10 protein-coding genes are annotated in these 12,566 nt (G+C 51.2%); 6 read left to right on the forward strand and 4 right to left on the reverse strand.

Annotated elements, in window-relative coordinates; all coding sequences use genetic code 11:
• Nucleotides 1-8: 8 nt before the first annotated feature.
• The 5 genes from IE065_RS09735 to IE065_RS09750 all read left to right on the forward strand — a co-directional run bounded on the left by IE065_RS09735 (nucleotide 9) and on the right by IE065_RS09750 (nucleotide 3,305).
• On the forward strand, nucleotides 9-1,316 hold the full coding sequence (locus IE065_RS09735) for a carboxylate--amine ligase (protein ID WP_189514466.1): 1,308 nt from the start codon (nucleotides 9-11) through the stop codon (nucleotides 1,314-1,316).
• A gap of 3 nt (nucleotides 1,317-1,319) precedes the next feature.
• Nucleotides 1,320-1,997: a gamma-glutamyl-gamma-aminobutyrate hydrolase family protein gene (locus tag IE065_RS09740; RefSeq protein WP_189514468.1), complete on the forward strand. Its 678-nt coding sequence runs from the start codon at nucleotides 1,320-1,322 to the stop codon at nucleotides 1,995-1,997.
• Nucleotides 1,998-2,188: 191 nt separating this feature from the next.
• A complete protein-coding gene (locus tag IE065_RS09745; protein WP_189514470.1) occupies nucleotides 2,189-2,857 on the forward strand; it encodes a DUF502 domain-containing protein in 669 nt (222 codons plus the stop codon).
• Nucleotides 2,858-2,974: 117 nt separating this feature from the next.
• Complete coding sequence (locus IE065_RS18205; RefSeq protein ID WP_268244957.1) at nucleotides 2,975-3,109, forward strand: hypothetical protein; 135 nt, start codon at nucleotides 2,975-2,977, stop codon at nucleotides 3,107-3,109.
• Nucleotides 3,102-3,305, forward strand: a complete 204-nt coding sequence (locus IE065_RS09750; RefSeq protein ID WP_189514472.1) for a transposase — start codon at nucleotides 3,102-3,104, stop codon at nucleotides 3,303-3,305. Before IE065_RS18205 ends, IE065_RS09750 begins: the two co-directional genes overlap by 8 nt.
• A gap of 170 nt (nucleotides 3,306-3,475) precedes the next feature.
• Here IE065_RS09750 and IE065_RS09755 read toward each other — a convergent pair whose 3' ends face one another.
• Together IE065_RS09755 and IE065_RS09760 are read right to left on the reverse strand one after the other, a co-directional pair.
• A complete protein-coding gene (locus tag IE065_RS09755; protein WP_189514474.1) occupies nucleotides 3,476-4,255 on the reverse strand; it encodes a hypothetical protein in 780 nt (259 codons plus the stop codon).
• Nucleotides 4,256-4,385: 130 nt separating this feature from the next.
• Entirely contained in the window at nucleotides 4,386-5,810 is a 1,425-nt protein-coding gene (locus IE065_RS09760) for a hypothetical protein (protein ID WP_189514477.1), read from the reverse strand.
• A gap of 649 nt (nucleotides 5,811-6,459) precedes the next feature.
• Here IE065_RS09760 and IE065_RS09765 point away from each other — a divergent pair.
• Nucleotides 6,460-9,690, forward strand: coding sequence for an immunoglobulin-like domain-containing protein (locus tag IE065_RS09765; protein ID WP_189514478.1), 3,231 nt, complete (start codon nucleotides 6,460-6,462; stop codon nucleotides 9,688-9,690).
• Between the two features lie 101 nt (nucleotides 9,691-9,791).
• Here the strand turns inward: IE065_RS09765 and IE065_RS09770 are convergent, their stop codons facing one another.
• Both IE065_RS09770 and IE065_RS09775 read right to left on the reverse strand, forming a co-directional pair.
• On the reverse strand, nucleotides 9,792-11,396 hold the full coding sequence (locus IE065_RS09770) for a glycoside hydrolase family 43 protein (protein ID WP_189514480.1): 1,605 nt from the start codon (nucleotides 11,394-11,396) through the stop codon (nucleotides 9,792-9,794).
• 146 nt (nucleotides 11,397-11,542) lie between these two features.
• Nucleotides 11,543-12,544, reverse strand: coding sequence for an NAD(P)H-dependent amine dehydrogenase family protein (locus IE065_RS09775; protein ID WP_189514482.1), 1,002 nt, complete (start codon nucleotides 12,542-12,544; stop codon nucleotides 11,543-11,545).
• Between the last annotated feature and the right edge of the window lie 22 nt (nucleotides 12,545-12,566).

Consider the following 12,566-nt stretch of genomic DNA (forward strand, 5'->3'; position numbering starts at 1 on the left):
GTCAATGCATGGGAAAATCTCCAGTTAAGGGTCGTGTTATTCTAACCTATGGGCGTAGTATTATCGCATTGGCGATTGCGCACTCATTGGGCAAGCGGGGAGTCGAAGTAATCGGTGGGGATGACGTGGAGCTAACCGTCTTACAGTTTTCCAAATACGTGCAGGACACCTTCCTCTACCGTCCTTGGCAAGAGGACCCCGAGGGCTTCATTGACGATCTGATCGAGCACATCAAAGAGCATCGGCCCACTGACGGTGTGCCCTATGTGTTGATCCCGTCCTTCCGCGATGCTACTACAATTGCGCGGCATCGTGAGCGTTTGGAAAAGCATATCATCGTGGCTGCGCCGAGCGTTGAATCCATCGATGCGGTGCTGTCCAAAGCCGCCTTTGCGCGCACCGCGGCGTCTAATGATTTACCAATTCCGCAGACGCTGACCGCGGAGTCGCTGGACGATTTGCAGACGGCGGAGAACTTTCCGGAACCTGCCATTGTTAAGCCGCCGGATAGCCATGGCGGACGGGGCATTCGGCTTTGTCAGAATCGCTCTGAAGCGTTGGCTTATTGCCAAGAGATTGTTGATTCGGGCGGTGAATTACCGGTCATCCAATCGGTCGCGCCAGGAGAAGATTTTTGCTTCGCCGCACTTTGTGATCACGGCGAGATCGTTGCCCACATGGCGTATCGCAACTTGCAGCAGTACCCGATTGAGGCAGGTCAAGGCGTCGTCCGTAAAACTGTTAGCGATAAAGCTTTCTTGCCTAGTGCGACGAAGCTGTTGCGCGTAGTCAATTGGCACGGTGTTGCGCAGATCGATTACCGTTGGGATGAGCAGGGGGACCCGGTGATGATCGAGGTTAACCCGCGCTTCTGGGCAGGGCTTGTGCATTCGATGGAGTCCGGGATCGACTTCCCTTGGCTGCTTTACCAGATAAGTCTCAGCGAGCCGATTGAACCCAGCGAGGCAGTGATCGATTTTACGACGAACACGCCCGGCTTGAGCTGGCTATCGGCCCTTCAGGAGAGCATTGATTCCAATGAAACTTTTGAGGAACTTGGCCAACATTGGGATGCCTTTAAAGACCAACTAGAAGGTCATAAATGGGAAAAAGCGTGGCGCTCGTTCGCTAACCTGATGACGACCGAAATCCACACGGAGCCGACCATGGAAAAATGGCGTGCACTCAACGAACTGAGTCGCAATGCACACAGCGATTTGCTGCTGGATGAAGATCCGCAAGCTGCACTCGGCATGTTATTTGTGGTCAGTTCTCTTGTTCGTCATGGCGAGCTCCCGCCCGAGTTTAAATCGTAATTCATGCGTCCACGTATCGGCATCACCAGCCCCACCAACGCACCGCCTTTCGCCCGTTTTTGTCTGACTCTTGCTGTGCGTTTGGCTGGCGGGGTTCCCGTAAAGCTTAGTGCGAAAAGGCCTTATCGCGAAATGGTAATCGATGGGCTGATCTTGGGTGGCGGAGCGGATGTCTTCCCCGAGCTCTATCAGTCCGAGGCTCGAAAGGATCGACGCTACGACCGCCAACGTGATGAGCTTGAAGTGTATTGGCTCAAGCTCGCTCAGGAAAAAAAACTCCCGGTGCTGGCGATTTGCCGTGGCGCTCAGATGATGAACGTCGTCCACGGCGGCACGCTACACATGGAAGTGAGCACCGCGTTTGATGACGCACATTACCCGAGTGGCCTTTTTGCGGCGACGTTCTTCCGCAAGCCGATTTACCTGCGAAAAGGCAGTCATTTTCATCGGCTCATGCGGGACGAGAAACTCATGGTCAACTCGATCCATAAGCAGGCAATTGCCAATCTTGGCCGTGGCTTAATCGCCGTTGCTGAGGAGCCTAATGGCGTTATCCAAGCGATCGAGGACCCGACTCAGGCATTCTATTTAGGCGTGCAATTTCACCCGGAATTCCTCCTTTACCAACGGCGTTATCGTCAGCTTTTTTGTGCGCTGATAGAGGCGGCGATAGTCCCATGATGGGCGAGAATTAGGCCGCTGTATATTGCATGTTTTCAGCGGTTGTGGCCATGCATTTTGCATGCTTTTGTCAATGCTTGGATGTTGTGAGGGATCAATCATTCCTCCCGAAGGACTTGTGTTGGCAAGGTTTGTCAGGTTATTAGGACGTGGGGATTGAGTAGGTGGCATGAAACCCGCATTAGAGAGGCATGAAACGATTTACCCGGATATTTCTGCGCGGCTTACTCGCTATTCTGCCAATTTTTTTAACGCTGTATTTGGTCGTTTGGAGTTTCATGTTTTTGGAATCCTCACTTAGTGGCCTACTGCAGTACGTATTGCCGGAATCGATGTATTTCCCCGGCTTGGGGCTGCTGGTTTTGTTTAGCGGGGTGTTTCTCACTGGGCTTGCTTTGTCGGAAATTCACTTAAAACAGACTTTTCAGTTTCTGGAGAAACGCTTCAGCCGTCTACCAGTGATCAAATCAATCTACGGCATCTGCAAAGATTTCCTTGGCTACTTCGCAAACCATCGTCGTCGGAAGGAGTTTAATCAGGTTGTTACCGTGAAAATGCCGCTCTGGGACTTTAAGCTGGTTGGTTTCATTACCGATGAAGATCTGGCACGACACAATGAACGCTTAGGCGAGGAAAACTGGGTCGCCGTTTATTTGCCGATGGGCTATCAGATTGGTGGTTATACGCTACTGATGGACCGTCGACACGTGGAGCCGATCGATATGTCCTTCGAGGACGCTATGCGCTTTATCCTAACGGCAGGTGTTGCGAGTCGTCATGAAGGTGGCACTGCGCCCCCGTTTGTACCTGAGTCAGCGGGCGAGGAAAGAGACTCGGCCAAGGCAGAGGGCGTCGCATAGCCTCAACTACGAGTCACAAAAATTTGGTGTTCGTTGTCGAAGACTACGGTAAGGTTGTCTGATCAGGCCACTTCGATTAACCTCGACGGTTCCGGCCGACATTGATGATTCTTGGGCATGCTCGTAAAGACAGGCAGTGGCCAAAGTAATCTGTTCGATATTTTGTCCCACGTAGACACCGCTTCGGAGCGTAAAAGCGCCCTTGATCGGCTAGTGGTGATTAATTGGGAGTCGTTTCCGCCCTATGCTTGAGGATCACTTGGGTTACGGCGATGAGAAGAAGGGTGGACGACCGCCGTGGTGTCCGGTGTTGCTGCTCAAGGTGCTGATCTTGCAACGCTTCTTCGACTTGCCCGACGAGGAAACGGAGTTCCAGATTTTGGACCGCTTCAGCTTTCTTCGTTTCCTCGGGCTGCGTCCGGGTGATGTCGCTTCGAAACCGCCTTAACCAACCTCACTTACAATCTCGAGCGCTTCGCCATGTTCCATGGCAAGGCGTGAGCCTGCACATGTGTCAAAAAATACCCAGCAATCCACTCCAGAAACAATATCGGGGAGCCTGCACCCACCTCTCAGGTCGATATGCAGACGCCAAAAATCAACGATGATGTTGAACTGCTAGAAATTGCCTGCTGATCGAAGTGGCCTAATCACCGCGAGTGTGATGAAGCCTAAGATGAGCGCGTATGTGCCCGGCTCTGGAATTTGGGTTCCGGTTAGGGTGACATTATCCCAACCGAAGACGCGTGAAGTGCTATCTGAAATGCCGAATAGCGCGAATGAAAGACTCGTTATGGAATCATCTATTGGAACGGAAACTTGGATCCAGTCTTGAGCATAGCTGCCGCTGCCGCCAACCGCGAGATTGGTGCTTTGAATCAAGCTTGATGTGCCATTTAGGGTGCTCGTGTTAGCATCGGAACTCACGTTGGTCTGAGGTGTGAAGCTTGCTACGCTACCGTCTGTCGTTCCGGCGAGGTAATAACCAAGTTCTGTGAGGTTGCCTTGGGCAGACCAATAAAAGCTGACAGCGACATTAGTGTAACCGGTGAGGTCAATGCTGTCGAAAGTAGTCCATCCTCGAGCGTTTCCATCAAAAATCGAGCCATGATCGGCGTCGCTGCCCCCGAAGAATCGGATGCCGTCTTCAGGGCCAGAGATGACGGTTAAACCACTTAGCGATGTGGTCGGCCCCCAGCCTCTGGTTGTTCCATCGAATGTTGTTTCAGCTCCAGGCGCTGGATTTACTATCGTGGGTGAAATGGAATAGCCCCAGTCGTCACCGGGTGCGCTTGTGCCGAGTCCTTCGAAACTATTGGTGGCGATGTCAGCAGCTTGCAGGATGACGGAACTCATGCTCAGTGCCGCAAGAGATATTAGGGGTTTTGTGATTTTCATCTTAATATGAGTTTTGGGTATGGGGTTGGCTGTGTAGGCCATTTAGTCTGAGATGATATTACGTAAACGCAATGAAAAATTGTATGTATATATGTTTTTAAGAAGTTCTTAGGCCGATTGGTCGTTCACCTTAGGGTTGTTCAGAAACAATTAGGCCCGTCAGGTAGGCATATTCACCGACGTTGAATTCTGGATCGGCTTCCTGTGGGAAACTCAGTTCTAGTGTCGCGATGCCTTCGGCATTTGGTCGCACATTGGCGAAAATGAGCACCTCACTCGTATTGCCAGTGTTTCCGTGGTTCCCTCCCGCAGCGAGAAATTTCGTTTCGGTCATGGCACCGGTGACTGTATAGCGCCCCCAGCGTTTACCGCTGGCGGCACGGGATGCCCAGATATTGAACTGATAGGTTTTGTCGGTGTCGAGCTTCAGTTGCACTGCTGCAGTTGGATTGCCTTTCTCGCGGTTAATGAAGAGCGATGCGCTTTTCGCGCCTTCGAAAGCTGTCGCAATACCGGTGAGTGGGGCGTTAACGACGTTTGGATTTTCGTAAGATTCGAAGTCGTCGATCACCATCAGGCTCGACGAGGTGGGTTGGCCTGAGGCATCGACTAGGCGTATCGGGGTTGCCATCTTTCCTCCGCTGACTTTGTTCCAGCCTGGTTCGGCTGAGCCGCCAAAGTTCACCCGGATATTAGAGGGCGTGCTTTGAATGGTGGTCGGAGCTGCTGTGGCTGCTGTGGCAGGTGTGGCCTGTTGCTTTGTGAGTGGTGTATCGGAGGCGTACTCTTCTGCATTATAAGCTTGTACTGTTGCCCAAGCAGTTTCTTGCAATTGCTGCGCTAGGGATGGGCTGAAGAATGTGAGGTGGTCGCCCTTGGTAACCCAATTCCGCCCTTCAATGATATTGGGCATGCCGACAGGGGATTTGCCGGTGAGCGTAGCATAAATTACGCAGGCCGCGAGGTAGGAGCCTTCGGAGGTTGGGTGGCTGCGGTCGTGTATATGGAGAGGAATGTCGGGATGCTGCTCGATCCAACTTTCAAAAGCTAGTCCAACGGGGGCGACTTTGATGTTGTTGCGTTTGCCTAATGAGCTGTATGCCTCGGTAATGATTGCTTGGTCCTGAGGCAGATGCTGGCGGGCCCAGGTCATATAAAGAACGGGTTCGGCTCCAGTTTTTTTAACGAGATCAATTAAGCGTTGGCCATAATCGTCAAATTCCGCGCGGCTATCAAGTGAGCTACGGCTGTGGTTTTGAAGCACTACATAGTTCCAGTCCGCTTCTTTTTCTATTCTGCGTTCGGCTTGTCCTCCATCCCAGTGTTTCTTCCAGGAGAATCCCCCTTGTGTTTCTCTTTTAAATAGAGCGTCTTCGCCGGCTGCCTCAAACATGGCTTCAACTTGCTTATTCAAGGCGTTGTAGTCGCAGTAGCTGTTGCCCACAAAAAGGGCTTTGATCTCTTTGGCATTGAGAGATGAGGTAGCTGTCAAAATTGCGATCAAGATCGCAAAATGGCGTATGATGGATGGTATGATGTGAATTTTTTTCTTCATATCTGATAAGCCCTTAGCTTTCTCAAGGTGGGGTTCTCTTAGTTTAATGTATTGGGATGTGGGCTGTTGATATGGCCCTAGGTAATACGTAATAGTGGTGCTGTCAAGGTGTATTGTTTGTGTTTGGACTGCTCATTCCTAACTGGATCGTTCAGTTGTTGTTGCTGATTTTTCTGGTGCCAAATTTATGCCGCGTCATCGAAAAAGGGGATTTGGCGCACTTTTATAGTTTGTATATACCTTCTGGTCTTATGGTTAGCCGTTTTGGGTTCACGCACATCTCTGTTCCCTATTTCAGGCATTGAGGTGTGCTTTTTCTGATAAATGCGTATCTCGTACGGGAGCTGTAACGTAATACTAAATTTTTAGATTTGTTAGACTTTTAGCGGCCCATTTAAAGGTGATTTTGGGCTGACTTCCTTATTTTAAAGTAGTTAATGGAATCTAAACTTCATTTACTAGGTGGTAGGATTTAGAGAATACGTAATAGTTTAGGGTTTGACATCTGCCTTGGTTTGGGTGTTGATGGCGGCCAATCTCGGGCGAATCGTTGCAATATCGTATATTAGACTTCTAGGCCACGAATGATCCTCATGATGTGCTCTAGGAACGGATCCCCCCAACCCCATAAAACAAAACTACTAAAACGATGAAAATCCCTAAACATCTATTAGCTCTTGCGGCATTGAGTATTACAAGTGTGATGCTACAAGCCGTTGAAATAGCCTCAAATAGTTTCGAAGATATCGGCGCGACTGCACCCGGTGACGACTGGGGCTATTCCATCGCACCGACTGTGGTCAATCCAGCAATTGGTGCCGAAACCACTCTGGATGCAACCCTTAGGGGGTGGGGACCGACGACATCGATAAATGGCTTAACCACCATCTCGGGACCTGAAGACGGCGGCCGATTCTTTGGAGGTAGCGACGCTGACTACAGCCAAGTTTTTAATGGATTGACACGAGGATGGATCATTTTCGACAGCATTGACCTCACTGGCTATACTGATGTCACTGTCAGCTTTTACTGGTCTGCTCAAGGCAATCTCCAAGAACTTGGTTATTACTTTTCCGGAACGACAGACGGGAGCATCGCGGATTTCGCACCAGTGACTGCTCCGGGTACTAATGCGGACCAGAGCACGTGTCTAGGCACGACCCAGTTGATCGAAAGCACCAATTTATCGGTCGGCGGCAGCGGCAGCTATGCGCAAGACTGGATCCAAGTTTCCGTTCCAATAGATGATTCCATAACGAGCCTGTCTTTCGCACTCTTTGGCAACGCAAACAGCACCTCGCGCGTCTTTGGTTGGGATAATGTCATTGTAACCGGAACGCCGATTCCCGAACCGGAGCCGGATACGACGTCAAATCGTTATGCCACGTCGACCGATGCCGCCTACTGGCCAACGGTCAATGAGGGCGACTACCTGATCTTTGAAGCCAATGCGAGGGATAACGGTATCTATGTCCATGCCGAAGATGTAGCTGACGTGGGAATTGGTAACAAGATTCTGATTTGGAGGGGGCAATACAGCCGCATTACGATTGATGGCACCCTGACTTCCAGTACCGCGGAACAGCCTACGATTATCACGAACCTTGGGGGGCAAGTTGAGTGGGGCCAGAATGAGACCACCACGCAGTATCGCTCGCTGGATCTGGGTGGATTTGCACACTTGCACCTCACTGGTAAATACGATCCAGTGCTACAAACTGGAGATCCCAACTTTTTAGGCCATGATGGCGGCGACGCTTTAGGCTCTGGTGAGTACTATGAAAAATATGGACTCTGGGGACATCAAAAGTGGTCAGCTGAGCGCATTCGCGGCAGTCATGCGAATGTGGTTCGAATCTCAGGTTTTTTGACCTGTAAAGTTGACTACGTTGCCGCATGGGGCGGAGGATTTGCAGGATTTAATATCAAGACCGACTACCCCACCGTTCCACAGCGCGTTGAAATCGATGTGCAGGATAATTTCGCCGGGTTTATTGATGGTGAGGGATTTTATATTTCTTTCTCCACAAATGCAGTTGGGCAGGATCTGACTAAGCTCACGATGCGCAATAATATTATCGCATTCTCGGGTACTGAAGCGCTGCAGACCGATAACCTCACTGAAGGCTCGGTCATTGAAAATAACGTCATCATCGGCTCAGCGATGGCATTTCGCGACCCGTTCCAAAGCTACACCCAGCAAGGCCTGCATCAATTCTCATTCGTCGAGGGAGGTATCGCGGTTCGTGATAATATTATGGCTGGTGCGATGGGTAACTTTCAGCAGGTTCGGTATAAGGATCCGGGTGTCGGGCGCGCTTTTCCTGCCGCGAATAAAAAAATCGTTATCGACAACAACTACATCGGCCTGGGGCGGTATAAAGTAAACTTTGTCTTCGAGGGAGACGGAATCACGCCTTACGAGTTCATCAATAATTTATATGGACCGTTGAGTGTTCCGCATACAAACGACGCATATACGAATCTCGATCAGCCGCTTGCCCATCATACTTTCGGAAACGCGACAAACCCAATCCTGCTGGAAGGGAATGTTTACGACCCGAAGCTAACCGCCTACGAGGTGACTGCCGGTGACGGATCCAACATTACCTATGTAAATAATACTTACGTGGAGACTCCAATCCTGAAGTTTGTCGACCTTGGATTCGAAGATGGTGTCGATTTCAGGCGCTTTACCCGCTGGTCGCCGACTTACGGCACAGACACCTCGGGCGGGCGTAGTGGCCAGTACATTACCTACGAAGCGGGCGATGTTGTTATCTGGTACGATCAGGACGACTCGAATTCTGAACTTGGTTTGACCAAGATGTATCAATGCCTCGAAACCTACACTGGCAGCGCCGGGAATGAGTTTGAGCCTGGGAACGCGCCCTCCAAATGGCAACAGCTGACTTGGAGTGGCAATCGATTGCCGCCTTTGGATGTACGATTGGTGTCAGATACCTTTTACAACTATCGGGGGATGGGCCTGACGTATAATCCGTCCAACCAAAACAATCCCGACTATGAGGCTCCGGTCATCACTCTTGTCGACGGAGATATCAGTATCCTGAAGGGGACTGCGTTCGTGGATCCAGGATTCTCCGCGAACGATAACCGAGATGGTGATCTTACTTCTCAAGTCGTTACCGAATGGATTTCCGATCCGATTGATGTTAACCAAGTGGGCGAATATGAGTTGTTCTATAGTGTTTTCGATTCCGCGGGAATACCTGCTGGATACACTTCTCGAATCATTACGGTTTCGGATCCAAATATTACCTACGGCACGATCACCAAGGTGAATTTCCACCGCAATGGTCCTGTCAATCTTCCGGACTGGACTGATCTCGCTAACGACGGCGTCGGTCTTCAATACCACAATTTGCCCACGTATACGGATCTTTATGATACGATCGGAGTAGATACGGGATGGGATATGTTAATCGAAAACATAAATCACGGTTACTCTGAGCACGCGCGAATCTATTCTAATTCGGCCGGCCGGGAGATTGGGGATTTTCCTGCATCAGTGACGCGGCAAGGCATCATGCTGAGAAATCCCTATGAAAACCCTTGTGTGTTCGTGTTAACCGGATTGGATCCGAACAAGTACTATGAGGCAAAGTTTACGGGATACAGAGAAGGTGTTCCCGGCGAACTTGAAGCAACCTTATATGACGGTGGGACCGGTATTGGAGACACCATTTATATCGAAGACAACGATGGTGAAGTCGGATTTATACCCAACGGAAAACCGGATGCTAATGGTCGGTTAGACCTAGTGTTTTATACGGACACTCCTTCCGGCACGCCAAACATTGGTGGTCTGATTCTCCAGGAGAAATCCGGCTATGGCTATGCACCCACGTATCCTTAAAATCCTTACGGTTGCGCCTATTCCATAGAATCCGAATTCAAGTTTACCGGGAGCATTTGCTCCCGGTATATTTTTTTGTTAGAATTCGCAGCGCAATCGGATCAACTCACGCCTTCTTTCTCAAGGGACGTAGCAGTGAAGCACCTGAAGTCCGCCGAGGCGCTCGCCTGAGGATCATTTCTTAAGCAGTACATCCCGACCAGCAGGCCAGTGAAGCCGCCAATGACTTCACTCCCAAGTAGACGCGATGTGCCGCGTCCGATTTCAGTCCAAACGCCCTCTTGAGTTTCGATCGAAAAGACAAATTCGGCGTAACTGTAAGACCAGAACATGCTGCTCCGGTTCAGGGCGACCCGGAGAGGATACTCGTCCTGCTTCTCTAGGGGAACAGTCTGTGTTGTTTCCATATCGAGGACGCGCCGGGTGAAGGTGGCCCGGGCTGCGCCATCTTCCTCCTGGATGCCGAGTGAATAGTAACCAAAGGTTTCCATGAAGACCGCGATGCCAGCCTTCGCCCCTGGAGCGAGACGGCTTAAGCGCGTTTCATAACAGCGGTTATGACCATCAAGCCTGGTGCCAACAAAGGCGTGAATTGTTTTCTCGGATAAACTGGCGCTCTTTGCATGAAGTGTTAATTTGCCATCCCCACATGTGCTATAGATGGAGCGATAGGCGGCGTTGAGCGTGACCCACCGATGGTGCAGCTCGTCGCTGCTAAACTCGTCGGACCAGAGCGTGGAGCCGTCCTTTAAGTCGGCGTCAGTCTCTGCGGCCAAAGTAATTGGCTTTCCATTGTTTACGATAGGCCAACCTTCGTCCGACCACTCGACTGAGGCAATAAATGTCTCCCGACCGGTGATGTGAACTGGCGGGTGGCCCAAGGGGCGAACGCCAAGAAACACGATCCACCATTGTCCGTCCTTTCCTTCAAAGAGATCCGCATGGCCAGTGTTTTGGATCGGCGATTGGATGCCGCTGTGGCACAGAATAGGATTGTGCGGGCAGCTAGTCCACGGACCCCAAGGGGTCTCGGATCGACTGATTGTCACCCTGTGGCCAGCTTCAGTTCCGCCCTCAGCGAGGAGCAGGTACCAATATTGACCTTTGTTGAATAGATGGGGGCCTTCTACCGCTTTCCATCCGCAGCCTTCGGAAAGGTGTTGTCGTGGTGACAGGCCTTTTCCTGTCGCTAAATCAATTTCAAATTGTGTAATGCCCAGTTGGTCGCCACGACTTTCGTCCCAAGTGACTTGGTAAAGCACTCGGCCATCATCAAGAAAGGTAATGGATGGATCGATCCCGCCCTGGTATGCGTCCTCGATCCAGACTGGGGCGGACCATTCGCCTGCGGGGTCGGTAGCTGAGACAATAAAGTTGCCACCCTGGAGAAAATTCGTCGTCACCAAGTAGAAGCGCTCACCGTCGTGCCTGAGAGTGGGGGCAAAAATGCCGCGACCGATCACGGGTTGATCTGCAGCCAAGGGGAGTTGCTCTGGGCGGGAAAGTATGTGGCGAAGGAAACGCCAGTTAATAAGATCTTCGCTGACGTAGAGCGGAATTCCAGGGAAAAATCCGAAAGAGCTGGTGGCTAGGTAATAGTGGTCTCCCACTCGGCATACCGTTGGATCAGGATGCATGCCTGATAATACCAATCTGGTGTCAGCGTCTGACGGGCGGCTATTTTGGTTGATGAGCTTTTGGTTCATAAAGAGAATTTGTGCTAAGTGGAGGCAGGTGCCGGGGGGGGGGGGGGGAGGGGGATCGGATGCTTGCTTTAGATCGTAAATTCACTAATCTCGGAAAGAGTTTTTCTTGGTAGAATATCAAGGATATTAGTACCTGTGTTCACTTATTACACAACGCACTTGGGTAGACTCAATTCCGTCATTAGGCGCACACCCGGATCGGCCTGCATAAGTCGAGGGAGGGCATTGACAAGAGCTGCAACGGTCGCGAGGTCGCCGGCGATGCCGCCATGCACGGTGGCTTCGATGGGAGGTTCGGAATCCAGGCGAAGGTAGTCATGGGGATCCTTGGCACCTTGGTACATTTTCAGGTCTAGGTGGATTTCGTGCCCCTCCGGTGAGGAGGCATGCACGATTTGGTGGAGTCCGGCTGTTTGACCGACTTCAATGGTGAAATGATCAGTCTCGATTTGTTCGGAGGCGACGACCGCTTCAATCGAGTCTGAGATGGGCCCGACCGTCCATCCGAGGGCATGGGCTATGAGCATGAGCGATTCATGGAAACCAGCATGGCCAGCCAGTCCTTTTTTTTCGAGCTCAATAAAGGCTTCGGGAGGGAGACCACTGCCGACTTTTTTTTGCAAGGGCTGGCGGCGGGTAGAGGCATCGACAACACGTTCTCCGTAGACTGCTCGAACATCGGCGCAGATCCCAGTAAGGCAAATTGGCAGTACGTCGAGGACGAAGCCGGGGTTGACTCCTGTGCCGAGAATACGTCCTCCGGTCTTGTGACAGTGGGTATCGGCGAGGGCCGTTTCCTCCGGAGCTCGGAGTGCTGGAAAGAGCAACTCCTCGCAGGAGGAAACAATAGCGCAGCCCGCTTCGATCATCGGCTTCATTTGTTCAAGGGAAGTATTTGCCCGGGAACCTACCGTGTGCAGCACCGCGTCCACCGGCGTTTCATGGGCGAGCGCTTCAAAACTTTCATATATTTGGGCGGATCCAAAGCTGGAACTGCCGACGACGTCGTTCAGGCTGTGGCCGACCAAAGCCTCACGTATATCTATGCCCCCAACTACTTCGAATCTGTTCTTGCGGGAAAGGAGCGAAAGGCAGGCTATTCCAATGGGGCCTAGTCCGAATTGGGCAATTCTTATTTTTTTGTTCATTTTCATACTATTGCCCTGTCTT

The sequence above is a fragment of the Cerasicoccus arenae genome (genome assembly GCF_014651635.1).
In the GTDB taxonomy this organism is placed as follows: Bacteria; Verrucomicrobiota; Verrucomicrobiia; order Opitutales; family Cerasicoccaceae; genus Cerasicoccus; species Cerasicoccus arenae.

Bases quoted from the DNA above. Each gene is read 5' to 3' on its own strand.
- IE065_RS18205 (WP_268244957.1), top strand. From the start codon at position 2,975: ATGCTCGTAAAGACAGGCAGTGGCCAAAGTAATCTGTTCGATATTTTG.
- IE065_RS09735 (WP_189514466.1), top strand. From the start codon at position 9: ATGGGAAAATCTCCAGTTAAGGGTCGTGTTATTCTAACCTATGGGCGT.
- IE065_RS09740 (WP_189514468.1), top strand. From the start codon at position 1,320: ATGCGTCCACGTATCGGCATCACCAGCCCCACCAACGCACCGCCTTTC.
- IE065_RS09760 (WP_189514477.1), bottom strand. From the start codon at position 5,810: ATGAAGAAAAAAATTCACATCATACCATCCATCATACGCCATTTTGCG.
- IE065_RS09775 (WP_189514482.1), bottom strand. From the start codon at position 12,544: ATGAACAAAAAAATAAGAATTGCCCAATTCGGACTAGGCCCCATTGGA.
- IE065_RS09745 (WP_189514470.1), top strand. From the start codon at position 2,189: ATGAAACGATTTACCCGGATATTTCTGCGCGGCTTACTCGCTATTCTG.
- IE065_RS09755 (WP_189514474.1), bottom strand. From the start codon at position 4,255: ATGAAAATCACAAAACCCCTAATATCTCTTGCGGCACTGAGCATGAGT.
- IE065_RS09765 (WP_189514478.1), top strand. From the start codon at position 6,460: ATGAAAATCCCTAAACATCTATTAGCTCTTGCGGCATTGAGTATTACA.
- IE065_RS09770 (WP_189514480.1), bottom strand. From the start codon at position 11,396: ATGAACCAAAAGCTCATCAACCAAAATAGCCGCCCGTCAGACGCTGAC.
- IE065_RS09750 (WP_189514472.1), top strand. From the start codon at position 3,102: ATGCTTGAGGATCACTTGGGTTACGGCGATGAGAAGAAGGGTGGACGA.